Genomic DNA, 25,475 nt, shown 5'->3' with positions numbered 1-25,475 from the left:
ACGCATTTGCTAATGCGGGGGGGAGAGGGGAGGGACGAGCTCGCCCCGCCGGCTCAGCCGCGATGGCCCAGTCGGCGGGGGCTCGCCGTGCCCTGGCCGCGCCGGGAAAGGTCCGGCCAGGTCAGGAGGGTGGCGCCGCTACAACGTGCGGTCGGCGCCGGTCCGTAGGGGCGGGGCGGCGGCCAGCGCCGCATTCTCCGCCGCGGTCAATTGCCGTGCGCGCACGACGAACCGCATGCCGTGGTCGGCTTCGAGCGAATCCGGATCGGCCTGCCCCCGCACCGCGTCGACAGTGAGGTGGGTGTCTTTCCAGCAGCGTTCGAATTGTGTACGGCTGATCCAGAACTCGGTGTGCCAGGTCAGCCGCCCGAGCAGCACGTCGGCCTTCTCGATCGGGAACTCCTTGACGGCCAGGCACACCGGGGTCATCTCGGTGTCGCCGTCGTGGGCGGACTGCCGGAACAGTACCGGACCGTTGTCCTCGATGATCCGCCGCAACAGGGTCTGGGCGCGTTCGGTGATCTCCACGCGTTGGATCCGGTTCTGCATCAGCGCGTCTCCGGTATCGTCATCGCATAGCTGACGAGCACCTGCTTGGTTCGCTGATAGCACCGGAGCTGCATAGCGTGGTTCTCCCTGGCGGCGTACGCGGGGTAGGGGTCGTAGCAGTTGGTGAAGATCCGGTCCGCGTCGAGTTCGCGGGCGAACCGGTGGGCGGTGGTGAGATCGCGGGTCCACACGCCCGCACCGAGACCGTGGCGGGTGTCGTTGGCGATCCGGATCGCCTCCTCGGCGGTGTCGAAGCGGGCGACCGCGACGACGGGTCCGAGGATCTCCTCCTGGAAGATCCGCATCGTGTGCCCACTTTCGAACACCGTGGGTTCGATGAAATACCCACCCGGCAGTCCGTCGACCTTGCGTGCTTCCCCTCCAGTCAGCACGCGGGCGCCTTCGGCTCTGCCGATATCGAGGTAGGTCAGGATCTTCTCGTACTGGTCGTTCCCGGCCTGCGCGCCGATCATCGTCTCGGTGTCGAGCGGATGACCGGACACGATGGCCTCGGTGCGGGCGATGCAGTGGGCGAGGAACTCCTCGTAGATCGCGGAGTGGATCAGCGCGCGCGAGGGGCACGCGCGGACCTCGCCCTGGTTCAGGGCGAACAGGACGAATCCCTCGACGGCTCGCGCGAGGAGGCCGTCGTCGGACCGGACGTCGGGGAGAAAGACGTTGGGGCTCTTACCGCCCGGCTCCTCGACCTCGAACACGGTGAGCCTGCGGTCCCTGGTCAGCGGGATTCCCGCCTCGGTGCGGAAGCCGGTCACCACGTTGAGCACGCCGGGCGGGAGTAGATCCGCGACCAGTTCCACCACCAGCAGCAGCGAGGCAGGCGTCTGCGCGGCCGGGACGAGCACCACACAGTTGCCCGCGGCCAGCGCGGGGGCCAGCAGCCGGGCCGCGGCCAGGATGGGGTAGTTCCACGGCACCAGCTGGCCGATGACACCGTGCGGCCGGTGGTAGTGGTAGGCGACGGTGTCGGCGTCGAGCGGGGTCAGCGCCCCCTCCTGGGCGCGCAGGGCGGCGGCGAAGGCGCGGAAGGTCTCCACGGTCAGCGGCAGGTCGGCGGTGAGGGTCTCACGGACCGGTTTGCCGTTGTCCCAGGTCTCGGCGACGGCGAGCGGTTCGATGCTGTTCTCGATCCGGTCGGCGATACCGGTGAGGATGGTGGCCCGCTCGGACACCGGGGTCGCGGCCCAGCGATCGGTGGCGCGCACGGCGGCCTCGACGGCGAGGTCGATGTCGGCGGCGGTGGATCTGGCCACCGCGCAGAAGATCTCGCCGTCGACGGGGGAGGTGTTGTCGAGGTAACGGCCTTCGATCGGGGCGGTCCACTCGCCATCGATGAAGTTGTCGTATCGGGCGGCATAGCTGACTATGCCGGTGTCCGATCCGGGCTTGCCGTAGATCATGCGCCTCGCTCCCTCGCGGCCTGTGCGTGGTGGAACACACTATGGTCGGCGAAGGTTGGTACGAGGTTGGTGAGCGCGTTCGCCCAGGTCAGGACTGGCGCGCGGTATAGAGCCGGGCGGTGACGACGGCGCGGCGCACATCGTCGCGGGGCAGCAGGCGCAGCGCGTGCTCGTGCACGGCGATGTCGGTGGGACAGCGCTGCCCGAACGCGACGGCGTGCTCGGCGCGGTCGCTGGCCAGCACCGCGTTGCGGATACCGACATCGAGATGGTCGCGCCACTGTTCCACCCCCGGCAGCACGGATCCGGGCAGCAGCGGGCCGCGATAGAGCCACAGCGCCGAGGTGAGGTCACCGCCCTCGATGGCGGCGAGCAGGTCGACCGCGTCACACGACACCGGCCCGGTGAGCATGTAGCGCCGGTTGGCGATCTCACCGCGGGTGGCCCGGCGCAGATGCGACACATCGGCCTTGAGGGTGTTCAGCGAGACGCCGCGGTCGCCGTACACCGCCGCGTGCAGTTGCTCGGGGGTGTAGCCCTCCGGTTCCAGGGCGAGCAGCGCCAGGATCTCGAGTTGTCGCGGTGGCAGCGGCACCGGCCTGCCGTCGCGCAACAGCCGTGCGGCCCCGAGGCATTCGAGGCGCACACCGGGAACGGGCGTCGGCGCTTCGGCGCGCAGCATGGTCTCGACCGCGGTTACCAGGGCGCGTACCGAGGTCATCACCATCGGGTGCGACCGTTCCCAGCTCGAGGACAGGTCCAGCACGCCGACCTGGCGCCCGTCGGGACCGTGGATCGGGGCGGAGTAGCAGACCCAGCCGTGCAGCGCCGCGACCAGATGTTCGGCGGAGAACACCGTGCACGCCTTGTCGTCGTGCAGCGCGAGCGAGAGCCCGTTGGTGCCCATGTGGCTTTCGTCCCAGACCCCGCCGGGGGCGAAGTTCACCTGTTCACCCTGGCGGCGCAGCGCGCGGTCGCCGGCGGTCCACAGGATGGTGCCCGATTCGTCACTGACGACGGCGAGATAGCCGGAATCCTCGGCGATTCCGCGCAGCTGGCCCGCGAGCTCGGTGACCGGCCTGCGCAGCGGTGACTCCGACCAGCGATCACTGATGTCGTCGTGGCCCGGCGCCACGGACTGGGCCGGGTCGACAGTGTGCAGGGAACGCTGCCAGGATTTGGCGACCTCGGTGCGGACCGGTCCGGTGTCGCGGGGCAACCGCATCGGGCGGGACGGCGCGGCCAGCCGATTCCACTGCTTCTCCAGCGCGCCACGATAGTCGGCGAGCCGGTCGGGCCGTGGCGGACCGGCGATCGGGTCAGCGGGTCCAGCCGCCCGCCCGGTCCTTGGACCGTCGTGTGCGCCCACGTTCACTCCCACTCCTCGCCCGGCCTGTCCTGTCTACCAGCTGCGTCGGTGGTGCGTGCGCTGTTTTCCGGCGGACTACCGGGTCACCGGTATCTGCCCTGTCGTGGCGGCTTGACGTAAGGCCCGCTACTTGTTCAGGAACAACCCGGCGATATCGGCGTTCTTGATCGGGGTGTCGATATTGCGCTGGCCCGCGCACAGCAGATCGACCTGCACGATCATCGAATCGACCAGGGTGCCCGACGGTTCGTTGTCGGTGCCCGCGCGTTCCTTGATCGCCTTGGTGATGGTGATCCGCTTGGTGTCGGGCTCCTGGTTGACGTAGTCCCGGCAGGTGGTGTCGCCACCCTGGTTGAGCGCCCGCTCGACCTCGGCGCAGCCGCTCGCCAGCACCGCCAGTGCCGCGATGCCCGCGGCGAGCACACCGGTCCCGGTGGTGGACTGCATGGTTCCTCCTGAAGGTTTCGCTGAGCGCGCTGCGCGCGATCGAATGGGTCCCAGCCTAGGCGGTCGGGGTCAGCTGCGATGGATCCGCAGGGGCACGAGCTGTTCGGCGGCGGTGAGCGACCCGTGATGGCCCACCATCATGGTCTGCAGCGGTTCGGCCACCGTGCGCACCACCCCACCGGTGCCGAGCGCGGCGACCACCAGATCGCCGATCCTGGTGCCGAACTCCCCGGCCACCGGACCGAACCAGCCAGCCTCGACCGCCTCGGCACGGGTACGGACGATAAAGTCGGCGCCGAGCACACCCTGCCAGGTCGCGGCCACATCGGCGGTGGCGCCGTCGCGGGTGTAGACGTGCCTGGCCCGTGGTTCACCGCCGAGCTGGGCCACCCCGTCGGCCAGCGCCGGATCGGTGTCGAAGTCGATGCGGTCGGTGAGTTCGACCATGCCGTGGTCGGCGGTGACGATCAGGGCGGTGCGCGGCGGCAGTCGCTCGGCGAGCTCGGCGACTATCCGGTCGACGTGGCACAGCTCGAATCGCCAGGCGCGCGAGCCGGGGCCACGGGCGTGACCGGTGGTGTCGAGCTCCGAATGATAGGTGTAGACCAGGGTTCTCGGTGCCGAGGCCAGGGCGGTCAGGACGCCGTCGATGAGATCGCCGACGGAGAAATTGGGCCGGAAGTCGCCGCCGCGCCAGCCCGCCCTGGTGAGCCCGGAGCCGTGCTGATAGCCGGGCGCCACCTGGATCGCCGGGATCCCGGCGGCGATGGCCCGCTGGAAGGCACTGGGGCGTGGCTGGATTCGTTCCGGCGCGAAGGCGGTGAGCGCGTCGACCTCGGGACCCACACCGTCGAGGCGCCAGCGCAGGGTGTTGAACAGGCGGTCCTCACCGGGCAGGCGCAGCAGGTAGCTGAGGATGCCGTGTTCGCCCGGCGCCAGCCCGGTGCCGAGGGTGGTGAGACTGGTGGCGGTGGTGCTCGGGAACCCCGCGGTCAGGGTCGCGGGCGGCAGGCCGGTCAGGAACGGCGCGGTCGCGGCATTGTCGGCAAGGGCGAGTGCGCCGAGCCCGTCCACCAGCAGTACGCACACCCGATCGACGTCGAGATCGAGGCCGAGCCGGTTCGGTTCACCGTCGACGCCGAGGCAGGCCAGCGCCGAAGGTAGCAGGTCGGCGAGCGAGGACTCGCCGTAACGCGGTGTCAGCACGGTTGTCCCGGTCACTCCCGCTCGGTCTCGACGCGACTGATCAGTCCGTCGCGCAGCTCGAACCGCCAGGTGGTGCGCAGCGGGCCGCGCAGGCTGGTGGTGTAGTCGGCGGTCAGTGCGGTGCCGTCGTCCTCGATCGAGGCGATGTCGAGACGGCCGTTGCTGTCGAAGATCTCGGTCCACCGCGCGAGCTCGTGTTCGGTTCCGTCGACGGTCACGGTGGCGTCCTCGGTGAGCACGCCCCGGAAGCGGTCGGTGTCCTGCGCGTTGAGCGCGTCGACGAACACCTCGATCACCGGGTCGAGGGTGGCGGACATGGTTCTCCTGCTCGGCTCGGCGCACGTGGTCGTTGCCACTCTAGGCGAGCGGCGGTGGAACCGGGCGAAACCGGCGCCATCAGCCGCCGGTGCGGTGCGGGGCGAACAGTTCGGTGAACGAGCGCATGATCGTGTCGACGAGGTCGGTGGTTCTCGTGCCGAGCTGGGCGCTGCGATCGTCGAGCTTGCCGTCCAGCCACAACGAGGCGAGCCCGTGGCCCAGACCCCACCACGCGATGGTGATGACGTCGGCGCGGTCGGCGGGGAAGACGCCGGCGGACACGCAGTCGGCGACGGTCTCGGCGAGCACCGCGAAGGCGGCATCTCCGGCGACGTGCGCGTCCGGGTGTTTCTCGGAATGGGACAGCTCGGGCCGGAACATGAGCCGGAACTGCGCCGGGTGGTCGCGGGAGAACCGCACGTAGGTTTCGCCCAGCGCCGCGAGCGCGTCGAGTGGCGTCGCCGCCCGCGCTCTGGTGGCGGTGAGTTCGGCGGCCAGCTGCTGGAATCCGTCGACCGACAGGGCCGACAGCAGGGCGGCGCGGTCGGCGAAGTGGTGATAGGGCGCCCCGCTGCTGACTCCCGCCTCGCGGGCGACCCGGCGCAGGCTCACCGCCGCCAGCCCCTCGGACTCGATCAGGCGCAGACAGGCGTCCATCAGCGTGGCCCGTAGGTCGCCGTGGTGATATCTGGTGCGCTTCACCCTCCGAGCGTATGCGACCGGCGCGGCCGGATTGCCACTGGACAGCAAATCTATGCGGTGCTTAGATTATCTGAGCACCGCTCAAATCGGGTGGTCGCAGCACAGAACGGTGAACTCCATGACCACACGGGTACTCGTCACCGGAGCGACGGGCTTCGTCGCCGGACACTGCATCGCCGAACTGCTCGAGCACGGGTACGCCGTCCGCGGCACCGTGCGCGACCTGGACGCGCGGGGGAAACGCGCGCACCTGACCGAACTTGCCCGCCGTACCGGCGGCGACCTCGACTTCGCCGCGGCCACTCTCGACGACGACGCGGGCTGGACCGAGGCGATGACAGGATGCGACGCCGTCCTGCACGTCGCCTCGCCGTTCCCGGCCGCACCGCCCGCCGACGAACAGGACCTCATCCGCCCCGCTGTGGACGGCACCGTGCGGGTGCTGCGGGCCGCGGCGGCGGCCGGGGTTCGCCGGGTCGTGCTCACCTCGTCGGTGGCCGCGGTCGCCTACGGTCACGATGTCGACGCCGTGCGCACCGAGGCCGACTGGTCGGTGGTGGACCGGGTGCCCGCCTACCAGAAGAGCAAGACTCTCGCCGAGCGCGCCGCCTGGGACTTCGTCGAATCACTCGGCGACACCGCCGAACTCGAACTGGTGGTACTCAATCCGGGCATGATCCTCGGCCCGCTGCTCACCGCGTCGACCAGTACCTCGCACGAGCCGGTGCGCCGTCTGCTCGACCGCTCGGTCCCCGGCTCGGTGCGGACCGGCTGGTGCCCGGTCGATGTGCGTGATCTCGCGGTCGCGCACCGGCTGGCCCTGGAAGTGCCTGCGGCCGCGGGCAATCGGTATCTGTGTGCCGCCGATCCGCTGTGGATGCCCGAGCTGGCGACGATGCTCGCCGGGGAGTACAACCCCCGTGGCTTCCGGGTGCCGACCAGGGTGATACCGAACTGGCTGGTGCGGATCGTCGCGGTCTTCGACAAGGGGGTCCGGCTGACGATACCGGTGCTCGACCGCACCGAACGGGTCAGCGCGGAGAAGGCGCGCCGGGAACTCGGCTGGACGATGCGTCCGATCGCGGACACCGTGCGCGACACCGCCGACAGCCTGATCGCCTTCGGGGTCGTCACCTCGCCCGGTTCCCGCCGGACCGCGCCCGCCGTGGCCGGAACGCGCTGAGCCGGAGGGGGACCACGATGCTGATCACCGCCCTCGTTCTCGCGGTAGCCGGTGTCCTGCGGCGCGGTCTGGGTCGCCGAACCACATCGGATCGGCGGGAACGCCTGGCCTCGGCGGTCGCCGCGACGCGGCAGGGCGCGGTCCGGCTGGTCCGCGCACCGGTGCCCGCGCTGTCGAGTGCGCTCGCGCTGTTCGGCGTCGCGCTCGCGGGAACCCACCTGGTCTGTGCGGGTGCGGGGTAGGGCCCGCTACCGCCGGTCCGGCTGTCGCGGATCCGCCGATCCCGGTGGCATGACTGCGTCGGCCTGCCCCGTGTCGCCGGAACCGCCGCGGTCATCCATGCCGGGCAACCAATCTCGCGCCGGATCGACCTCGAGCCAGCGCCGCTGCGCCGCGGTGTGTTCCAGCGCGGCGAGCAGGGCGGGCAGCTGGTCGGGCTCGGGTCCGGTGCGCCACAGCAGCGACCACGCGTAGAGCGGTGTCGGCTCGACCAGGGGTATCGCGCGCACTCCCGCCACGACGGGCAGCCCGAGGTCGGCGGGCAGCAGCAGGAACCCGTCCCGGTCCGTCGCGAGGCGGGAGAGCAGGGGAACGGCACCGAGATTGGGCACGGCGCGATGCGCGCGGATGCCGAACCGGTCGGCGAACGCGGCGAGGAAGTCTAGCCGGTCCAGCGGTGCGGGTGACCACAGCGCACTGCCGGCGAGCTGGTCCGGCCGCAGGGCGGTGACCTCGGCCAGCGGGTGGCGCTCGCCGAGGAAGACGTCGACGGGTTCGAACCGGACGGGCCGGTGCGCCAGCCCCGTGGGCAGTGGCGGGTGGACCCGGCCGATTCCGGCGTCGATATCGCCACGGAGCAGGGCGGCGGCCACCGATGGCAGGTCCCGGCCATGGCCGGGTTGCAGCGGCGGAGCCGTGGGCGCGGCCGCCAGGTCGGCGAGGATCCGCAGCGGTGCGTACAGGTGGCCCCATACCTCGAGCCGCAGTGGGCCCCGCTGATGGCGCAGGGCGGCGACGGCGCGGTCGGCCGCGGCGACGACCTCGCGCGCGCCGGGCAGGAAGCGCGCGCCGTCGTCGGTGAGCCGGACGCCGCGGTGATCGCGGTCGAGCAGTCGGACACCGAGCATGGACTCCAGCCGGGCGACGCGCTTGGACAGCGTCTGCTGGCTCAGCCCCAGCGTCGTTGCGGCGTGCCCGAAGTGGCGTTCGTCCGCGACGGCGACGAACGCCCGCGTCGCCGTCAGCTCCAGATCCACCAGGTCACCCTAGCCTGGGACCGGCCCTGCGCTGCGGCGACAACGGATCGTTGTCGCCGTGGTCGCCCGGTTGTTGGCCGACCGGCCCGCGCCGCCGGTTCCATCACCTGGTGCGACGACCGACACCGACACCGACCTCGACCGCTGCGGCACACTGCCGCCCGCACGGTGCAGGCCCAAAGGACAGGACCCTGCCACCCGGAACCGACACTGTCCGCCCGGTCACCGGACCGCGACCCAAGCACCGGTCACCGCTGGGCGCCGGTCCGACAGCCCGGCCGCGCCGCACGCGGCGGATATCGCCGTGCCCGGCAGGCACGTCGGAGGACACGCCGCCGGAGGGATACCGGTCCAGCTCGCGGTCCCGAATCGGTGCCCGATGAGCACAGATCTGGTCGATGCCCTGTTCAGCCGTGCCACCGGCGCCGGCATCGATCCGCACGACTATCGGCACAGCTGCGCGACCGTCACCGCGCCGGACGAGTGGGCGCCTGCCTGCGAGCGGGCCGCCGCACGGTACCTGGGCACGGTCGGCTCGGCCATCACCCGCGGCGAGCACCTGCTCATGGCGGCGCGCTGGTTACACCTGGCCACCCTGGTGCCGGACCGGGGCGCACACCGCGCGGCGGCCGCCGCCGACGCCGCTGCGGCAGCCGGCTATTCGCTGCTCGAACCGAATTCGCGGCGGATCACCGGTGCGGGCTTCACCGGCATCCTGCGCACCCCGGCCGACCCCGTCGGCACGGTGATCGTGATCCCCGGTCTCGACTCGAGCAAGGACGAATTCCATCCACTCGCCGACGCCCTGCTGCGGCGTGGTGTCGCGGTCTACGCCATGGACGGGCCAGGCCAGGGCGTACTGGCGGCCGACTCGACACTGAGCACCGGCTACCCGGCCGTGCTCAGCAGGGCGATCGATGCCGTCGGCGCCGCCACCGTCGGTGTCGTCGGCCTCAGCCTCGGCGGGTACTACGCGGCGGCCGCGACCGCGCTGGACCATCGCATCACCGTGGCCGCCACGGTGAGCGGGCCGTTCCGCCTGGACTGGCCCGCGATGCCGCCTGCCGTGCGTGAGCTCATGACCCGACGGGCCGGGGACGCCGAGGCGGCGGCCGCGTTCGCGGCCACCGTCGATCTCACCGACCTGGCGCCCGCGGTGCGTGTGCCGCTGCTCGTGGTGGACGGCGACGCGGACCGCATTCCCGGCGTCACCGATGGCGCTGCCCTGGCAAGTATCGCCCCGAACGGCCGCTACCTGCGCATTCCCGGCGGGGACCATCTCGTCGGCACCCACCGCTCGGCCTGGCTGCCCGCCCTGGCCGACCATCTCACCGAAGGACTCGCATGAATCGCTACACCGACAGGATCGCCCTGGTCACCGGCGGCACCAGCGGCATGGGCCTGGCCACCGCGCGCCGCCTCGTCGACGAGGGCGCCCAGGTCGTGCTCACCGGCCGCACCGCGGACCGGGTACGCGCCGCCGCGCACGCGCTCGGCCCACAGGCGACCGGGATTGTCGCCGATACCGCCGACCTGGCCGCGCTCGCCGCGCTCACCGACACCGTCGGCGCCAGGTTCGGCCACCTCGACCTGGTCTTCGCCAACGCGGGTGTCGGTACCTTCGCGGCGTTCCCCGATCTCACCGAGGCCGATTTCGACCACACCGTGGACGTGAACTTCAAGGGCGTGTTCTTCACCGTCCAGCAGACGTTGCCGCTGTTGCGGCCCGGCGCGGCCGTGGTCCTGAACGCGTCGTGGACCCTGCACCGCGCCGACAGTGCGCTCACCCTCTACGCCGCGACCAAGGCCGCCGTGCACAATCTCGCCCGCACACTCGCCACCGAACTGGGGCCGCGGGGGATCCGGGTGAACTCGATCAGCCCCGGCTACATCGACACCCCGATGTCGGCGGGCGCGATGAGCGCGGAGTTCGCCACGCTGGCGGCGAACCGGGTGATCACCGGCCGGTTCGGGACCGTCGAGGAAGTCGCCGCGCTGGTGGCCTTTCTCGGGTCCGCGGAGGCCTCGTATGTCACCGGCCAGGACATCGTCGTCGACGGCGGGCTCGTCGCCGCCTATCCGAGCTGACGGGGACGCCGCCACACCAACGTGTACCGCCACATCAATCTGCGCCGGACCCGCGCGCCGGGCAGCAGCTCCGTGGTCGCCGCGCGGATCTGGGCAAGGGACTCCTGCGCGTCGCGCACCACCGCGGCTGGACCGCCGCGGCTGCGGCGATGCCACCAGTCCATGCCGTGGATGGCGGGCAGCAGCGGAAGATAGTGGAAATCGGTGAGCGGGTGCATCTTCCAGAGCCCGACGATCGCGAGTGTGCCGCCGGGCGCGACGAGATGCCGCAGCGCGGCCAACCCCTCGTGCAGCGGGACGTGATGCAGGGTGGCGACCGCGGTGACCATGTCGAAGGTGTCGTCGAGATCGCGGAAGTCGGCCAGTTCCAGGTGCACGTTGGCGGCGGCGGGGGCGGTGGCGAGCACCGCGTCGTCGACGTCGACCCCGAGGACCGCGTCGCAGTGGGTGGCGAGCTTGCGGGCGAGCAGGCCGTCGCCGCAACCGATGTCGAGGGCGGTCCTGGCGTGCGCGGGGACCTGCTCGAGGATCCAGGGGTGATACCGGGTGTTGTGATTCCAGTAGGGATCTGTCGGCATGCCCGGACAACGGGCGGAGCGCCGGATCGGTTCCTGGCCGGAAAGCGGCCGCGCGCAAGTGGTTCGGATCAGCGGGTGACGACGAGAGCGGCCAGCAGGCCGGGGAACCCGGTCAGGTCGTCGAGGACGACATCGGCGCCGGCCGCGCGCAATTCGTCGGCGTCGTTGGGTCCGGTGATCACGCCGACCGCGATCGCACCCGCAGCCTTGGCGCCTCGCATGTCGCCGGCGTGATCGCCGACGAACACCCGCGCGGATTCGGTGCGCAGCACCTCGGACTTGCCGATGGACCACCGATCGCCGGCCAACCGGTCGACCCGCCAGCCCAGATGATCGACGTGCAGTCGCGCATGCGGCTCGTACTTGCCGGTGACCACCAGTGTCCGCCCGCCGCGGGCGCGAACCGCGGCCAGTGCCGCGTCCGCGCCGGGCAGCGAGGGGATGCGGGGCACCACGGTCGGGTAGAGCTCACGGTATCGGGTGACAAGGTGGGGAATGAGTTCGTCGGGTGCGCCCGCGTCGGCCAGCAGGGTGGCCAGCGGTGGGCCGAGGCGCGCGGCGAAGCGGGTGCCGTCCATCGGCAGATCGAACTCGCGGGCGAGGGTGTCGATGGCCAGGCTCACCCCTGGCCGCGAGTCGATGAGTGTCATATCGAGGTCGAAGCCGACGGTGATGGTCACCGTCCGAGCGTATCGGCAGCGCCGTCGACGGCCCGGTCATCGGCTGATTCACGTGGAACGCCGGGTGCACTCGATGCCGAAATCGCTTGGGGGAGTTGGCGTGCGCACGACACTCTGCGCGTTTAGGCAGGGCGAGCAATGATATCGGCGGTTCACGCGATCGGGTGATCTGGCAGGTCCGTGTGCCGATCGCCGGTGTTCGATCGTGGAATCGTCGATAACGTGCAGCACGCGCGACATTGCATCGACTGCAACCGTAGTGGCCGATTCGCGCGCCGAACTAGACGTAACTATGCGAAACACGTAACCTCGGGGTGAGGCTCCGGCGACGATGCCTGGGCGGCGACCCTACGAAACGAGCTACCTCAATGACGCGGCATGTCGACGTACTGATCATCGGCGCTGGCCTGTCCGGAATCGGCACGGCCTGTCACCTGACTCGCGAGCAGACCGGACGCAGCTACGCGATCCTGGAGCGCCGGGAGAGCATCGGCGGTACCTGGGACCTGTTCAAGTACCCCGGCATCCGCTCGGACTCGGACATGCTCACCTTCGGCTTCGGGTTCCGGCCCTGGATCGGGACCAAGGTGCTCGCCGACGGCGCCAGCATCCGCCAGTACGTCGAGGACACCGCAGCGGAGTACGGCGTCACCGACCACATCACCTTCGGCCGCAAGGTCGTGCACCTCAACTTCGACCGGGCGCGCGCACTGTGGACCGTCGAGGCGCTGATCGAGGCCACCGGCGAGACCGAGACCTGGACCGCGAACTTCGTCGTCGGCGCCAGCGGGTACTACAACTACGACAAGGGATACCGCCCCGAGTTCCCCGGCGAAGCCGACTTCGGTGGGCAGATCGTGCACCCGCAGCACTGGCCGGAGGACCTGGACTACACCGGCAAGAAGGTCGTCGTGATCGGCTCCGGCGCCACCGCGATCACGCTGATCCCGTCCATGGCCGACAAGGCCGCGCACGTCACGATGCTGCAGCGCTCGCCCACCTGGATCCAGGCGCTGCCTTCCGACGATCCTGTCGCGGTCGGCTTCAAGAAGACCCGCGTGCCGGACCGGATCGCCTACCGGATCGGGCGCGCCCGCAATATCGCGCTGCAGCGCGCCAGCTTCCAGCTCTCGCGCACCAACCCCGAACTGGCCAAGAAGCTGATGCTGGCGCAGGTGCGCCTGCAGCTCGGCAACAAGGTGGACCTGCGCCACTTCACCCCCTCCTACAACCCGTGGGACCAGCGGCTGTGCGTGGTGCCCAACGGCGACCTGTTCAAGGTGCTCAAGTCCGGCAAGGCCGATATCGTCACCGATCGGATCGCGAAGTTCACCGAGAACGGCATCTTGACGGAGTCGGGCCAGGAGCTCGAGGCAGACATCATCGTCACCGCCACCGGGCTCAATGTGCAGATCATGGGCGGTGCGACGATGAGCATCGACGGCGAGCCGGTGAAGATGAACGAAACGGTCGCCTACAAGAGCGTGCTGTACTCGGGCATCCCGAACTTCCTGATGATCATCGGCTACACCAACGCGTCCTGGACATTGAAGGCCGATCTCGCCGCCGCCTACCTGTGCCGCGTCCTCAACATCATGCGCGACCGCGGCTACACGACCGTCGAGGTGAACGCCAAGCCGGACGACATCGCCGAGGAATCGCTGATGGGCGGTGCGCTCACCTCGGGCTACATCCAGCGCGGCAACGGTGAAATGCCACGCCAAGGCGCTCGCGGTCCCTGGAAGCTGGTCAACAACTACTACCGCGACCGCACCATGATGCACAAGGCGCCGATCGAGGACGGCATCCTGCGATTCGGCAAGACCGACACCGCTGCCCAGCCGCGGGAACGGGCCGCCAGCGCCTGACCGGAAGCCTCCGCGCGGCGCCGACCTGGCCCGGTACACCACGGTGTGCCGGGCCAGACGTTTGTCGTCGCGGTCCGCCCGCGATCCGCTGGCGCGGAGCCGATTTCGGTCCGTGGGCGAATTCACAGCGTCTGCCGTACGATCGCGATCGAAGACACCGCCCGGGGAGATGAAGGAGGACGGTGTGGGATCTCACCTACCGCGCCCAGGCCGCGCTGCTGTCCGGCGAGCCCGCCCCCGAACTGGCGGGCCGTGATCCGGCCGAGCTGGACGAGCAGTTGCTTCGGGCCGCGGACGATCGGGTCGACGGGGTGACCCTGGACTCCCGCCTCCGCGCCGCCGAGGTGCGGAGGCACGTGCTCGAAGCCGCGCTCGGCTGGATCCGGTCGGGACAGTGGCCCGGCACACCGGGCAAGCTGTTGGATGTGGAATTCACCGAGCAGGGGATACGGACGGGGTTGGAACGATGCTTGCGGATATCGGCGCGCGAAGCCGAGGACATGTGGAGCCGGTTCGCACTGGTCGATCAGGCGAACACGGTGCGCCCGAGGACCACGCTGTGACGGCGCCGGGCTGCCCCGACTGCGGGCGGTCGGGCCGGGCCGGGCACCACTACTGCGAGGGGTGCGGCCGGGAACTCGGGGTGCGCAAAGCCGCACTGCCGGTGCATGATCCAGCCGCGGCGCCGCCCTGCCCGACCTGTGGTGAGCGCCGCTACGACGGCGGCTTCTGCGCGCAGTGCGGCACGCCGAGATCCGTGCCGGACCGCGTCGAGCACGACCTCGGCTCGGTGTATGTGCTCACCGACCGCGGCATCAGCCACACCCGCAACGAGGACTCCGTCGCCGCCGCGGTGCGCGAGGGTGACGGGACAAGGGTGATCGTGGTCAGCGACGGCGTGTCCACCTCCCCGGACCCCCAGGCCGCGTCCGGCACGGCGGCCCGCACCGGCGTCGACGCGGCGCTGGCCGCGCTGGCCGACGGCCTGTCCGCCAAGGATGCCGCCATGGCCGCGCTGGCCACCGCCACCGCCGCGGTGCGCGGCATGTCCCGCTCGCCCGAATACGCCCCGTCGTGCACCTATGTGTCGGCGATCGTGCGCGAGACCGCTGAGGGGACCGAGATCACCGTGGCCAATGTCGGTGACAGCCGGGCGTTCTGGCTCGCCGCAGGCGACCCGACCGCCTCGCGCAGGCTCAGCGTCGACGACTCCTGGGCCCAGGCCCTCGTCGACGCGGGCGCCATGGACGCCGACGCCGCCATGCACGACCCCCGCGCACACACGCTGCTGCGCTGGCTCGGCGCCGACGGCGGCGAGGCACCCTGGTCGGCGCACTGCCTGCAGCGCATGGTCGCCACCGAACCGGGCACGCTGCTGCTGTGCAGCGACGGACTGTGGAACTACCTCCCCGACCCCGTCGCGCTCGCCGGCTTCACGGTGGAGACCTCACCGCAGTCCGCCGCCCGCGCGCTCGCCGACTTCGCGGTGCGCAGCGGCGGCAGCGACAACATCACGGTCGCGCTCGCCCCCGTTGCGCACGACCCAGGAGTGTCATGACCGCAGGCATATCGATCGCCGTCGACCAGAACGAATTCCTCGCCGACGGCGCGCGCGTGGTGGACGCCGTCCTCACCGTGACCACCGGTCCCGAACTGGCCGTCGCCGCCACCCCGGCGCCGCGACTCGAGATCCTGATCATCGACTGCTCGGGCTCGATGGGGAACAAGCGCAAGTTCGAGAACGCGCGCAACGCCACCCGCACCGCACTCGACGAGATCCCCGACGGCACCGCCTTCGCCATCGTGGAGGGCACCGAACAGGTGGAGCCGCGCGGCCAGGTCGCGGCCGCCGACGAGCTCGCCCTCGACATCCGCTCGACCAAGACCGCCAGGGTCCGCAAGGAGGGCGACTGACATGCCGTTGTGCGCGGACGGGCACCAGTCCCAGGCGTTCGACTACTGCGATGTCTGCGGATCACCACTCGGCGAGGAGCCTGCCACCGAGCAGACCGAACTGCGCCTGTGTCCGTCCTGCGCGACGCCGACCAGCGGCCGGTTCTGCGAGGTGTGCGGCCACGATTCGGCACTGCCTGCCCCGCCGCCTGCGAGCGTGCCGCCGGCGGGCTGGGTGGCGCGGGTCTTCGCCGACCGCGCGTTCTACGCCAGGGTCCAGGCCGACAAGGGGCCCGACGCCGACCGGATCGAGTTCCCCGACGTCTGCCCGCTGCGCCGGATCCCGTTGCGCGGCAGCCAGTTCCTCATCGGAAAACGTTCCGCCTCGCAGGGGATCGTGCCCGAGATCGACCTCGGTATCGCGCCCGCCGATATCGGGGTCTCCCGCGCGCACGCCATGATCCGGCTCGATCCGACCGGTGCGCTCACCGTCACCGATCTGGGCTCGACCAACGGCACCAGCCTCGACGGCGCCGCGTACCCGATCACCCCGCAGACGCCGGTCCCGCTGGCCGAAGGCAGCCGCATCCACGTCGGCGGCTGGACCACCATCGAGATCTGCGCCGGGCCATAGACGTAGGTGTTCACCGAACCGTAGGGTCGCCAGCATGACGAAGTTCGACGGTAAGACCTGCCTGATCACCGGCGCGGCCAGCGGCCTCGGCCGCGCCACCGCCTTCGCGGCCGCAGCCAAGGGTGCATCGCTCGTACTCACCGACATCACCGCCGAGGCGCTCGACGACACCGCCACCGAACTGCGCTCCGCCGGGGCGACGGTGCATCTCGCGCACGCCGCCGACGTCAGCGAGCACAGCGCCGTCGTCGGCCTGGCCGCGCACACCTTCGAGGCGGTGCGCCATGTCGACATCGTCATGAACGTGGCGGGCATCGCCACCTGGGGCACCGTCGACAAGCTCACCCACCAGCAGTGGCGCCGGACCGTCGACATCAATCTGATGGGCCCCATCCACGTCATCGAGGAATTCCTGCCGCCGATGATCGCGGCGGGGCGCGGCGGTCACCTGGTCAATGTCTCCTCGGCGGCCGGGTTGTTCGGTCTGCCGTGGCACGCCCCCTACAGCGCCACCAAGTTCGGCCTGCGCGGCGTCTCCGAGGTCCTGCGCTTCGACCTGCGCAGGCACAAGATCGGCGTGAGCCTGGTCTGTCCCGGTGCGATGGCCACTCCCATGGTCGACAGTGTCGACATCGCGGGCGTCGACCGCGACAACGCCGCCCTGCACAAAGCCATGGGCATGTTCCTGCGCCACGCCGTCACCCCGGAGCAGGCCGCGGCCGCCGTACTGAAGGGTGTGGAACGCAACCGCTACTGGGTCTACACCTCCCGCGACATCCAGCTCGCCCACTGGGGCATGCGCTACGTCCCCTACGGCTACACGCTGGCGATGCGCGGCCTCAACAAGGTGATGACCGATTACGCCACCAAGAACGCCCTGGTCCGCTGACCGCCGGTTCGGGGGCGGTGAACACGCGGCGGCGCCGCTGAGCCTCAGCTCGCCAGGTCGGCCGGGTCGGTGTTGGCGCCGCACAGGATGACGCAGACCCGCTCGCCGTCGGCGGGCCGGTAGGCCGCGCCGGACCCGGTGTCGAGCAGCGCCGCCATGGCGGTGGCCGCGCCGTACTCGACCGCGATCCGGTGCTCGTCCCACAGCTGCTTGCGCGCGTGGCGGATCGTGTCGTCGTCGACCAGCACCGACCGCACACCCGGCTGCTGTGCTGCGGCCAGCGCCATCTCCGACACGTTCGGCGCGCCGAGGGAGTCGGCCGCGATCGAATCGACGGTGACCTGCACCGGCCGCCCCGCCGTCAGCGCGGCATCGAGCGAACAGCAGGTGCGCGGCTCCACCGCGATCGTGTTCACCCCGAAATGCTGTGCGGTGATGGCAGTTCCGGTGAACAGCCCGCCGCCACCGACCGCGACGAGCACGGTGTCGAGATCGGGTACGCGCGCATGGATCTCCCGCATCAGCGTGCCGGCTCCCGCGGCGACGAGAGGATGATCGTAGGCATGCGCGGCGAGTGCCCCGCTGGTCGCCGCGAACTCCTGGCACGCGGCCAGCGCCTGCTTGTACTCCGGACCGATCAGTCGCACATCGGCGCCGTAGTCCCGCAGTCGACGGATCTTGACCGGGGGAGCGGTATCGGGCAGGAACACGGTTGCCGGCACCCCCGCGGCCCGCGCCGCCCACGCGCACGCCAGGCCCGCGTTTCCCCCTGAGGCGATCGTCACACCGGCCTCGGGTAGGGTCCCCGCGGCAGCGTGCGCGCGCACGAAATTCTGCGCTCCTCGCGCCTTGAACGAGCCGGTGAATTGCAGGAACTCCAGTGCGAACCACAGTGGATTCGCGCCGGTCGTCGCGGGTGCGACGGTCACCGGGCGGACCAGCCCGGCGATGCGCGCCGCGGCCGCCTCGATGTCGTCGTAGGTCGGTGTCACGCCTCGACTATGCCACCGGGAGTACCCCCTCCGAGGGGCCTCGAATTGTTACGGCGGGTTTACGCCGCCAGGAAGCCGGGTACATAACTGAGCGGTAACAAGCTCGAGGACGGGATGTCGTGTCGGATTGGGGACGCGAAATCCCCAGGTCATCCGGCGCACGTTCCGACGTGTCAGCAAAGGATGTGCACATGAGCGAGCGAGGAGACAGGCAGCGAGCCACCGCTGCCTGGGCGGTCGTACCGGAAACCCGGGAGAACGGGGTACTGGTATGACCGCGAATCTGATGATTGTGGACGACGATGTCCAGATGCGCGGCGATCTGCGCCGCGCGATGGAAGACGAGGGCTACGCGGTGGCCGAGGCGGGTGTCCCCGAAGACGCCCTCGACCGGCTGCGCAACGATGGCCCACCCGACCTGATGATCGTGGATCTGATGCGCGGCGAGACCGACGGTTTCGACTGCATCAGGGAGATCCGCCGCGATCACGACGTGCCGATCATCGTGATCAGCACCCGTTACGACACCCACGACGTGGTGGCCGCCCTGGAAGCGGGCGCCGACGACTTCGTGAGCAAACCGTTCGAGATCAAGGAGATCACCGCGCGGATGCGCGCGCTGCGCCGCAGGGCCAGGATCGCCGCCGAGCGCGACACCGCGCAGGAAGCGGTGCTCGACGCCGATCCGGTGGCGCCGCTGATCCTGACCGCCGAGGCGGGCGCGGTGCGCCGCGGCACCGAGGAGATCCATCTCACGGTCACCGAGTTCCGGTTGCTGTGCGAGCTCGCCGAGACGCCGGGCCGGGTACTCAGCCGGTCAGTGCTGCTCGAGCGGGTCTGGGATCAGGGCTTCTTCGGCGACGAGCGCATCGTCGACGTCCATGTCCGGCGGTTGCGCACCAAGATCGAGCGGGATCCGTCCGATCCGCGCATCGTCGTCACCGTGCGTGGACTGGGATATCGGCTCGATCCGCAAGCTCGGTAAAATACTCGTCATACAACTGCAAAGAGCTCGACACGGAGACCGCAAAGTCGGTTGGACACTGTAGAGATATGCCTTCGTCCACCATGCCCACCGAATCTGCCACCGCACCAGCGGTTCTCGGTTCCGAACCGATTCTGCGTCCACCTCGCCTCGGCGACGGCGCGCAGTTGTGGCGGATTGCCCGCGATTCGCAGGTGCTCGATGTCAATTCCAGCTACGCCTACTTGTTGTGGTGCCGGGATTTCGCCGCAAGCTCGATCGTCGCCGAAGTCGACGGTCGGGTGGTCGGCTTCGTCATCGGCTATATCCGACCCGACTCCCCGGACACCGTGTTCGTCTGGCAGATCGCCGTCGACGCGGAATGCCGTGGTCGCGGGCTCGCCGCGAAGATTTTGCACGCCCTACTCGATACCGTGACGCCCGCGGGCATCACCACTTTGGAAACCACGATTTCACCCGGTAACACCGCCTCCCAGGCGTTGTTCGCCGCGGTGGCCCGGGAACGCGGTGCGGATTTGCGCACTGTTTCCCTGTTCGAAGAGAACGATTTCCCCGATTCACACGAGGCCGAGCAGCTGTATGTCATCGCACCTGTTCAGCGCCAGGAGGAACGACGATGATCACGACCACCGACACCAGCATTTTCGAGACCATGGAATCGAATGTGCGTGGATACTGCCGTGACTGGCCGACCGTCTTCGCGACCGCCGAGGGCGCCTGGCTGCGCGACGAACAGGGCCGCGAATACCTCGACTTCTTCGCCGGCGCCGGTTCGCTGAACTACGGCCACAACAACCCCGTGCTCAAGCGCGCCCTCATCGACTACATCTCGGGCAACGGCATCACCCACGGCCTCGACATGTCGACCGTGGCCAAACGCGAACTGCTCGAGACCATCCGCGACACCCTGCTGGCGCCGCGCGGTCTCGAGTACAAGGTGCAGTTCCCTGGCCCGACCGGCGCCAACGCCGTCGAAGCCGCGCTCAAGCTGGCCCGTAAGGTGACCGGCCGCAAGACCGTGCTCAGCTTCACCAACGCTTTCCACGGCATGACCCTGGGTGCGCTGTCGGTCACCGGCAACGCCGCCAAGCGAGCCGGTGCCGGTGTGCCGTTGCAGCACGCCACTCCCATGCCCTACGACGGCTACTTCGACAACAGCGTCGAGGACTTCGGCTGGATGCAGCGTGTCCTCGACGACAGCTCCTCGGGCTTCGACCGCCCCGCCGCGGTGATCGTGGAGACCGTGCAGGGTGAGGGCGGGGTCAACGTGGCCCGCGCCGAGTGGCTGCGCCACCTGGCCGGTCTGTGCGCCGCCCGCGACATCCTGCTGATCGTCGACGATGTCCAGATGGGCTGTGGCCGCACCGGGCCGTTCTTCTCCTTCGAGATCGCAGGCATCACCCCCGACATCGTCACCCTGTCCAAGTCGATCAGCGGCTACGGCCTGCCGATGGCGCTGGTCCTGCTCAAGCCCGAGCACGACCAGTGGTCGCCGGGCGAGCACAACGGCACCTTCCGTGGCAACAACCCCGCCTTCGTGACCGCGACCACCGCGCTGCGCGAGTACTGGTCCGACGACAAGCTCGCCCAGCGCACCGCAGCGAACGGTGAGTACGTGGCCCGCTCGCTGGCCGCCGTCGCCGCCCGCCACACCGGGGTCACCACCCGTGGCCGCGGCATGGTGCAGGGCATCGTCTTCGACGATCCGTCGCAGGCCGGCAAGGTGTGCCGCACCGCGTTCGAGCAGGGTCTGCTGGTGGAGACCTCGGGCTCGATGGACGAGGTGGTGAAGCTGCTGCCGCCGCTCACCCTGGGTAGCGACGAGCTCGAGCGTGGACTGACCGTGCTCACCTCCTCGATCGACGCCGTGTGCGGGGGTGCCGCATGATCGTGCGCACCACCGCCGAGATCACCGGCACCGATCGGGATGTGGCCGGGCCCGGCTGGCGCAGCAAGCGCATCATCCTGGCGGGCGACAAGGTCGGTTTCTCCTTCCATGAGACTACGATCGAGGAAGGCACCGTCCACGAATTCCATTACCAGAACCATGTCGAAGCGGTCTGGCTGGTCGAGGGTGAGGGCAGCCTGCTCGACCTCGACAACGAGACCGTCTACCAGCTCGGACCCGGTTCGATGTACCTGCTGAACGGGCACGAACGTCATCAGGTGCACGCGCGCACCCGCTTGCGGATGCTGTGTGTATTCAATCCGCCGGTGACCGGACGTGAAGTACACGATGAGAACGGGGTGTATCCGCTCGTCGTCGAGGAGGAGGAAACTGCCAGTGTCTGATCGGCTCGACCGCTACCCGACCCGGCTCACCGAGCCCGCGCCGCATCTCGAGCGCACCGACCCCACCGTGTGGGGCGAGGTGGTATCGCCCGAGTTGTCCGGGTTCGACGCCAACGGGTACGCCGTGATCCCGGAGCTGCTCTCGCCGGAGGAGGTGGCGGCCTTCGGCGCGGAGATCGGTCACCTCGCCGCCGACCCGGTGCTCTACGGCGACGAGCGAGTCATCGTGGAACCGGTCGCGGGACAGGTCCGTTCGGTTTTCCAGGTGCACAAGCTGAGCAAGCCGATCGCGGATCTGGTCGCCGAGTCCCGGATCGTCGGGCTGGCCGAGCAGATCCTCGGCTCGGCGGTGTACCTGCACCAGACCCGGGTGAACTACATGCCCGGGTTCGGTGGCACCGGCTTCACCTGGCACTCCGACTTCGAGACCTGGCACGCCGAGGACGGCATGCCCGCCCCGCGGGCGGTGAGCCTGTCGATCGCGCTCACCGACAACTACCCGTTCAACGGCAGCCTCATGGTGATGCCGGGTTCGCACCGGACCTTCGTCCCGTGTCTGGGCGAGACACCGGACGCGCACTACCGGGAATCGTTGCGTGAGCAGCGCTTCGGGGTGCCGTCCAACGACGACATCACCTTCATGGCCGCCCGGTACGGCATCGACCAGTTCACCGGGAAGGCGGGCTCGGCGCTGCTGTTCGATTCGAACCTGATGCACGGTTCGGCGAATAACATCACGCCGTTCCCGCGGTCGAACATCTTCCTGGTGTTCAACAGCGTGGAGAACGTCCTGGAGGAGCCTTTCGCGGCACCGCAGCAACGGCCGACACACATCGCGTCGCGGGAATTCACCCCGGTGCGCGAGTCGGCGCTGGCCGATCAGGCGCGCTGAGTCAGTTCGGACAGGGAGGCCGCGGCCCGCGCATCGTCGTCGGCCGCGGCCTTCCACCAGTATTCGGCCCCGGCCCGGTCGCCTGCGCGCAGCAGCAGCGCGCCGAGTTCGTAGGCGGCGGCGCCGTGTCCGGCCTCGGCCGCCTGCGTGAGCAGGGCGCGCGCGGAATCGTGGTCGCCCCGTTCGTGCATGGCGGTGCCGAGCTCGTAGAGCGCGCGGCCGATGCCGCTCCCCGCGCTGTCCGTGGGAGCGGGGTCGGGCTCGATGGTGGGAGTGATCGGCGGTGCCTGCACCGCGACCGCCGGTGCTGTTGTGGGTGTCGGCGCAGACACGGTCGGTCCGGCCGATCCAGCGCGCGGTGGCGCGGTCGGTTGCGGCGCTGTAGCGACCGGCATGCCCGGCGACGCGACCGGTTGCGGTGGTGGGGCGATCGGTGTGCGCGATGCGGGAGTCGGTTGCGGCGGTGCTGCGGCGAGTTCGGCCGCTTCGGGCGGTGATACCGCCGCGGTGCGCGGACCAGCGATCACCTCCGCAGGCGGTCCGACCGGCGTACTCGGTGGCGCGATCTGCTCCGGCCGCGGCACGGCGGCCGGGGACAGGATGGTGAGTGGCATGGTGGCCAGCGCGGGCGGCACCTCCGCCGTCGCGGCGTCCGATACCTGCACGGTCGTGAGCTCCACGACGAGTTCGTTGAAATCCGGTGTCCCCGGCCCGGTACTGCACCACAGCGTGGACGCGCCGTTCGGCAGCAGGTCCACCACCATGCCGTAGTTCCCGGTCCAGGACTGCTGGGCGCCCGAGCCCGCCACCCACACCGGGGTGAGGGTGAACAGCGCCTCGGGCGCGTCGGCGGTCACCGCGATGTCGACACCGCCGGCGAGCGCGTCGGACCAGATGTCGACGCCTGCCAGCGAGCGGCCGTCGAGATTCACATGCCCGTCCTGCACGGTGAGCCCGAGCCCGAGCCCGGCCACCCCGGCGGGCGGCATCACCGATACCGCGCGCAGCCGCACCGCCGTGGTGCCCGCGGCGAGCGACTCGGTGTACATCGGATACACCGCCGCGCCACACCATTCGATCGGGTCGGCCCCGGTGTAACGCTGGTCCAGCGGCACCGAGTCGCCGGGATGCCGCGTGCCGGGATCAGTCATCGGTGCAGCCCACCCTTTCGCGCGTCGATCCCCCCGGTGCCGCGCCTGAGATGGTCGCGGTCGCGCGCTACACCGTACTCGCGTCTACGCGATCCCGCGAGGGGTTGGGCGCAACTTTCCGGCGAACCTCCGCGGCCGGATGGAAGTGCTCCGCAAGGAGATTCGCGGTACCGGTATACCCTGCTCCCAGGGTGGCCGACTCTGCGGTCCCCTCCTCGACCGTGGCCTGGCCCGGCGGCTTCGGTGTAGGCCCGGCCGCCTACCAGCACGCGCACCGGGGCCGCGAGCGTGGCAGGTTGTCGACTCGGCCGAGCGTTTCCTGCCCGACCGGTCGAGACCGCGTCGACAGCTGAGTGTCCTCGCGCGCCTCGGCGTTCATGCGCGCGAGGTTCGGCCCACGACCGCCGCAACCATCTGCTGCGGCCCACTACGGCTGGCGGGGCGACCCACTACGGGCCCCCACGTCGCCGCTTGTACGCCGCGGTGCGCTCGTCGCCCGCAGTGCTGCTCGTACGTCGCAGTGCTGTCGTACGTCGCGGTGTCGCCCGCATGTCGCCACGCCGCTTGCGCCTCGCCGCGGCACCCGCGCGGACAGGTTCACCGACTGGACCGATGCCGATGCCGGGGCGACGGCCGGCCATCTCACCCGCGACAAACCACGGCGACCGACCCCGTCACCACGCCTGATCCGCATCCGCACGGCAATCGCCACCGCCGATGGGCGATGGGGCGGCGGGGGCGCGAAGTCGGTATAGTCGCCGCGGATGAGTAGTGACACCACCCACCCCGTGCAGCAGCGATCCCCGCGCCCGATCCGTCGAGCATGGTGGCTGGTGCCGGTGCTGCTCACCGTGGTGTCGGTCGTGTGTGTGCGGATCCCGCTCTGGCCGTTCGAACAGTACTCCGGCGGCTTCATCGACCTGCAGGTCTACCGGCTCGGCATCGAGGCCATGCGTGACGGCGCCGATCTCTACGGCGAACTGCCCAAGACCTCCGCCGGTATCGCCCTGCCGTTCATCTACCCACCGTTCGCCACCATCGCGCTCGCCCCGTTCGCGCTGCTGCCGTGGAGCCTGGCGAAGATCCTGTACGTCGTCGCCTCGGTCGCGGCCCTCGGCTGGACCCTGTACCTGGTCGCCCGTCGCTATCACCGCGACAACCGCCGCGCCGCCCTGTTCGTGGCCGCGTGCGCGCTGCCGCTGGCCATGCTGCTGGAACCGGTGCGCGCCACCATCGACTTCGGCCAGGTCAACCTGCTGCTGATGGCGCTGGTCGCCACCGACTGCCTGCTCGTCAAGACCCGCTATCCACGCGGCATGCTCATCGGCCTCGCCGCGGCCATCAAACTGACCCCCGCCGCGTTCGTTCTCTACTTCCTGGTCCGCAAGGACTACAAGGCCGCCGCCACCGCCGCCGTCACCGGCGCGGTCGCCACCGTCGCCGCCTTCGCTCTGCTCCCGACCGAATCCGCCCGCTACTGGTTCGGCGGCCTCGGCAACGTCTCCGGCCTGAGCGGCTCCGCGTTCCACACCAACCAGTCCATCCAAGCCGTGCTGGCCCGCTTGCACATCACCGGCCTCGCGTTCGACCTGCTGTGGCTCGTCTTCGGTGCCCTGCTGCTCGCGCTGATCGTCGTCGCCATGCGCAAGGCCACCGACGCCCCCGCGATCGCCCTCGCCCTCAACGCGGTCTTCACCCTGCTGCTCTCACCCATCTCGTGGTCCCACCACTGGGTCTGGATCGCCCCCGCCCTGCTCGCCGTCGCCTGCCACGCCCGCACCCTGCCCGCCGCCGCGGCCCGTGGCTGGTACACCACCGCGATCGTCATCGCCGCCGTCTTCGTCATCGCCCCCCACAACTACCTCCCAGAACACCAGGAGACCTCCTGGGCATGGTGGCAACACGTCATCGGCGACACCTATGTCTGGCTTGCGGTAGCCCTGGCCGCTCTGTTCCTGCTCACCGGGCGCAGACACACCGCGAAGCCCCGCGACGCAGCCCCCGTGACCGGGGAGCCCGTCGGCGCGGCCTGAGCCCGGTCGACTTCGCCCGCTGGGGCGCGTGTCCCCCTGACATCCACGTTCG

Annotated in this window: 28 protein-coding genes; 16 read left to right on the top strand and 12 right to left on the bottom strand. The window is 70.1% G+C overall.

What is annotated here, in order from left to right; genetic code table 11:
* Positions 1-138 precede the first annotated feature (138 nt).
* The 7 genes from ACFOW8_RS26695 to ACFOW8_RS26665 all read right to left on the bottom strand — a co-directional run bounded on the left by ACFOW8_RS26695 (position 139) and on the right by ACFOW8_RS26665 (position 6,009).
* Entirely contained in the window at positions 139-549 is a 411-nt protein-coding gene (locus ACFOW8_RS26695) for a DUF779 domain-containing protein (protein WP_378554295.1), read from the bottom strand.
* The gene (locus ACFOW8_RS26690) at positions 549-1,967 is read right to left on the bottom strand and encodes an aldehyde dehydrogenase family protein (RefSeq protein WP_378554294.1); all 1,419 of its coding nucleotides are present in this window, start codon (positions 1,965-1,967) and stop codon (positions 549-551) included. The genes ACFOW8_RS26695 and ACFOW8_RS26690 overlap by 1 nt, the downstream gene beginning before the upstream one ends.
* 88 nt (positions 1,968-2,055) lie before the next feature.
* A complete protein-coding gene (locus ACFOW8_RS26685; RefSeq protein WP_378554292.1) occupies positions 2,056-3,342 on the bottom strand; it encodes a transcriptional regulator in 1,287 nt (428 codons plus the stop codon).
* Positions 3,343-3,462: 120 nt separating this feature from the next.
* The gene (locus tag ACFOW8_RS26680; RefSeq protein WP_378554291.1) at positions 3,463-3,783 is read right to left on the bottom strand and encodes a hypothetical protein; all 321 of its coding nucleotides are present in this window, start codon (positions 3,781-3,783) and stop codon (positions 3,463-3,465) included.
* A gap of 69 nt (positions 3,784-3,852) precedes the next feature.
* Complete coding sequence (locus ACFOW8_RS26675) at positions 3,853-5,004, bottom strand: alkaline phosphatase family protein (protein WP_378554289.1); 1,152 nt, start codon at positions 5,002-5,004, stop codon at positions 3,853-3,855.
* A complete protein-coding gene (locus ACFOW8_RS26670) occupies positions 5,001-5,306 on the bottom strand; it encodes a nuclear transport factor 2 family protein (protein WP_378554288.1) in 306 nt (101 codons plus the stop codon). Before ACFOW8_RS26670 ends, ACFOW8_RS26675 begins: the two co-directional genes overlap by 4 nt.
* 79 nt (positions 5,307-5,385) lie before the next feature.
* Positions 5,386-6,009, bottom strand: a complete 624-nt coding sequence (locus ACFOW8_RS26665) for a TetR/AcrR family transcriptional regulator (RefSeq protein WP_378554287.1) — start codon at positions 6,007-6,009, stop codon at positions 5,386-5,388.
* 118 nt (positions 6,010-6,127) lie between these two features.
* Between ACFOW8_RS26665 and ACFOW8_RS26660 the strand changes: the two genes are divergently transcribed.
* Positions 6,128-7,192 carry an NAD-dependent epimerase/dehydratase family protein gene (locus ACFOW8_RS26660; RefSeq protein ID WP_378554286.1) on the top strand — a complete coding sequence of 355 codons (1,065 nt, stop codon included), beginning with the start codon at positions 6,128-6,130 and terminating at the stop codon, positions 7,190-7,192.
* Positions 7,193-7,209: 17 nt separating this feature from the next.
* A complete protein-coding gene (locus tag ACFOW8_RS26655) occupies positions 7,210-7,434 on the top strand; it encodes a hypothetical protein (protein ID WP_378554285.1) in 225 nt (74 codons plus the stop codon).
* A gap of 6 nt (positions 7,435-7,440) precedes the next feature.
* Here ACFOW8_RS26655 and ACFOW8_RS26650 read toward each other — a convergent pair whose 3' ends face one another.
* Positions 7,441-8,448: a LysR family transcriptional regulator gene (locus tag ACFOW8_RS26650; protein WP_378554284.1), complete on the bottom strand. Its 1,008-nt coding sequence runs from the start codon at positions 8,446-8,448 to the stop codon at positions 7,441-7,443.
* A gap of 379 nt (positions 8,449-8,827) precedes the next feature.
* Between ACFOW8_RS26650 and ACFOW8_RS26645 the strand changes: the two genes are divergently transcribed.
* Positions 8,828-9,796, top strand: a complete 969-nt coding sequence (locus ACFOW8_RS26645) for an alpha/beta hydrolase (RefSeq protein ID WP_378554283.1) — start codon at positions 8,828-8,830, stop codon at positions 9,794-9,796.
* Positions 9,793-10,536 carry an SDR family NAD(P)-dependent oxidoreductase gene (locus ACFOW8_RS26640; protein WP_378554282.1) on the top strand — a complete coding sequence of 248 codons (744 nt, stop codon included), beginning with the start codon at positions 9,793-9,795 and terminating at the stop codon, positions 10,534-10,536. The genes ACFOW8_RS26645 and ACFOW8_RS26640 overlap by 4 nt, the downstream gene beginning before the upstream one ends.
* On the opposite strand, the gene ACFOW8_RS26635 is transcribed toward ACFOW8_RS26640, so the two are convergent.
* Together ACFOW8_RS26635 and ACFOW8_RS26630 are read right to left on the bottom strand one after the other, a co-directional pair.
* Positions 10,524-11,114: a class I SAM-dependent methyltransferase gene (locus ACFOW8_RS26635; RefSeq protein WP_378554280.1), complete on the bottom strand. Its 591-nt coding sequence runs from the start codon at positions 11,112-11,114 to the stop codon at positions 10,524-10,526. The genes ACFOW8_RS26640 and ACFOW8_RS26635 overlap by 13 nt on opposite strands.
* Before the next feature lie 68 nt (positions 11,115-11,182).
* Positions 11,183-11,794, bottom strand: coding sequence for an HAD family hydrolase (locus ACFOW8_RS26630; RefSeq protein ID WP_378554279.1), 612 nt, complete (start codon positions 11,792-11,794; stop codon positions 11,183-11,185).
* A gap of 368 nt (positions 11,795-12,162) precedes the next feature.
* Here ACFOW8_RS26630 and ACFOW8_RS26625 point away from each other — a divergent pair, with 368 nt between their 5' ends.
* The 6 genes from ACFOW8_RS26625 to ACFOW8_RS26600 all read left to right on the top strand — a co-directional run bounded on the left by ACFOW8_RS26625 (position 12,163) and on the right by ACFOW8_RS26600 (position 17,078).
* The gene (locus ACFOW8_RS26625; protein WP_378554278.1) at positions 12,163-13,662 is read left to right on the top strand and encodes a flavin-containing monooxygenase; all 1,500 of its coding nucleotides are present in this window, start codon (positions 12,163-12,165) and stop codon (positions 13,660-13,662) included.
* A 182-nt stretch (positions 13,663-13,844) separates the two neighbouring features.
* Positions 13,845-14,225 carry a tetratricopeptide repeat protein gene (locus tag ACFOW8_RS26620; protein ID WP_378554277.1) on the top strand — a complete coding sequence of 127 codons (381 nt, stop codon included), beginning with the start codon at positions 13,845-13,847 and terminating at the stop codon, positions 14,223-14,225.
* Positions 14,222-15,220 (top strand): protein phosphatase 2C domain-containing protein, encoded by a 999-nt coding sequence (locus tag ACFOW8_RS26615; RefSeq protein ID WP_378554276.1) that lies wholly within the window; start codon positions 14,222-14,224, stop codon positions 15,218-15,220. Before ACFOW8_RS26620 ends, ACFOW8_RS26615 begins: the two co-directional genes overlap by 4 nt.
* The gene (locus ACFOW8_RS26610) at positions 15,217-15,576 is read left to right on the top strand and encodes a hypothetical protein (RefSeq protein ID WP_378554274.1); all 360 of its coding nucleotides are present in this window, start codon (positions 15,217-15,219) and stop codon (positions 15,574-15,576) included. Before ACFOW8_RS26615 ends, ACFOW8_RS26610 begins: the two co-directional genes overlap by 4 nt.
* Before the next feature lies 1 nt (position 15,577).
* Complete coding sequence (locus ACFOW8_RS26605) at positions 15,578-16,189, top strand: FHA domain-containing protein (RefSeq protein ID WP_378554273.1); 612 nt, start codon at positions 15,578-15,580, stop codon at positions 16,187-16,189.
* Between the two features lie 34 nt (positions 16,190-16,223).
* Positions 16,224-17,078 carry an SDR family oxidoreductase gene (locus tag ACFOW8_RS26600; protein WP_378554272.1) on the top strand — a complete coding sequence of 285 codons (855 nt, stop codon included), beginning with the start codon at positions 16,224-16,226 and terminating at the stop codon, positions 17,076-17,078.
* Between the two features lie 44 nt (positions 17,079-17,122).
* Here ACFOW8_RS26600 and ACFOW8_RS26595 read toward each other — a convergent pair whose 3' ends face one another.
* On the bottom strand, positions 17,123-18,070 hold the full coding sequence (locus tag ACFOW8_RS26595; RefSeq protein ID WP_378554271.1) for a threonine/serine dehydratase: 948 nt from the start codon (positions 18,068-18,070) through the stop codon (positions 17,123-17,125).
* A 271-nt stretch (positions 18,071-18,341) separates the two neighbouring features.
* Here ACFOW8_RS26595 and ACFOW8_RS26590 point away from each other — a divergent pair, with 271 nt between their 5' ends.
* From ACFOW8_RS26590 to thpD, 5 genes are all read left to right on the top strand, one after another.
* Complete coding sequence (locus ACFOW8_RS26590; protein WP_378554270.1) at positions 18,342-19,055, top strand: response regulator transcription factor; 714 nt, start codon at positions 18,342-18,344, stop codon at positions 19,053-19,055.
* Between the two features lie 68 nt (positions 19,056-19,123).
* Entirely contained in the window at positions 19,124-19,675 is a 552-nt protein-coding gene (ectA, locus tag ACFOW8_RS26585) for a diaminobutyrate acetyltransferase (protein WP_378554269.1), read from the top strand.
* The gene (ectB, locus tag ACFOW8_RS26580; protein ID WP_378554683.1) at positions 19,675-20,943 is read left to right on the top strand and encodes a diaminobutyrate--2-oxoglutarate transaminase; all 1,269 of its coding nucleotides are present in this window, start codon (positions 19,675-19,677) and stop codon (positions 20,941-20,943) included. The genes ectA and ectB overlap by 1 nt, the downstream gene beginning before the upstream one ends.
* Positions 20,940-21,347 carry an ectoine synthase gene (locus ACFOW8_RS26575; RefSeq protein WP_378554268.1) on the top strand — a complete coding sequence of 136 codons (408 nt, stop codon included), beginning with the start codon at positions 20,940-20,942 and terminating at the stop codon, positions 21,345-21,347. The genes ectB and ACFOW8_RS26575 overlap by 4 nt, the downstream gene beginning before the upstream one ends.
* Positions 21,292-22,239 carry an ectoine hydroxylase gene (gene thpD / locus ACFOW8_RS26570; RefSeq protein ID WP_378554267.1) on the top strand — a complete coding sequence of 316 codons (948 nt, stop codon included), beginning with the start codon at positions 21,292-21,294 and terminating at the stop codon, positions 22,237-22,239. Before ACFOW8_RS26575 ends, thpD begins: the two co-directional genes overlap by 56 nt.
* Here the strand turns inward: thpD and ACFOW8_RS26565 are convergent.
* Complete coding sequence (locus ACFOW8_RS26565; RefSeq protein ID WP_378554265.1) at positions 22,227-23,390, bottom strand: hypothetical protein; 1,164 nt, start codon at positions 23,388-23,390, stop codon at positions 22,227-22,229. The genes thpD and ACFOW8_RS26565 overlap by 13 nt on opposite strands.
* A gap of 764 nt (positions 23,391-24,154) precedes the next feature.
* Between ACFOW8_RS26565 and ACFOW8_RS26560 the strand changes: the two genes are divergently transcribed.
* Positions 24,155-25,423, top strand: a complete 1,269-nt coding sequence (locus tag ACFOW8_RS26560; protein ID WP_378554264.1) for a glycosyltransferase 87 family protein — start codon at positions 24,155-24,157, stop codon at positions 25,421-25,423.
* Positions 25,424-25,475 lie beyond the last annotated feature (52 nt).

The organism is Nocardia rhizosphaerae, assembly GCF_042650365.1.
GTDB classification, from domain to species: domain Bacteria; phylum Actinomycetota; class Actinomycetes; order Mycobacteriales; family Mycobacteriaceae; genus Nocardia; species Nocardia rhizosphaerae.
This window is presented reverse-complemented; position numbering and strand designations above follow the sequence as displayed.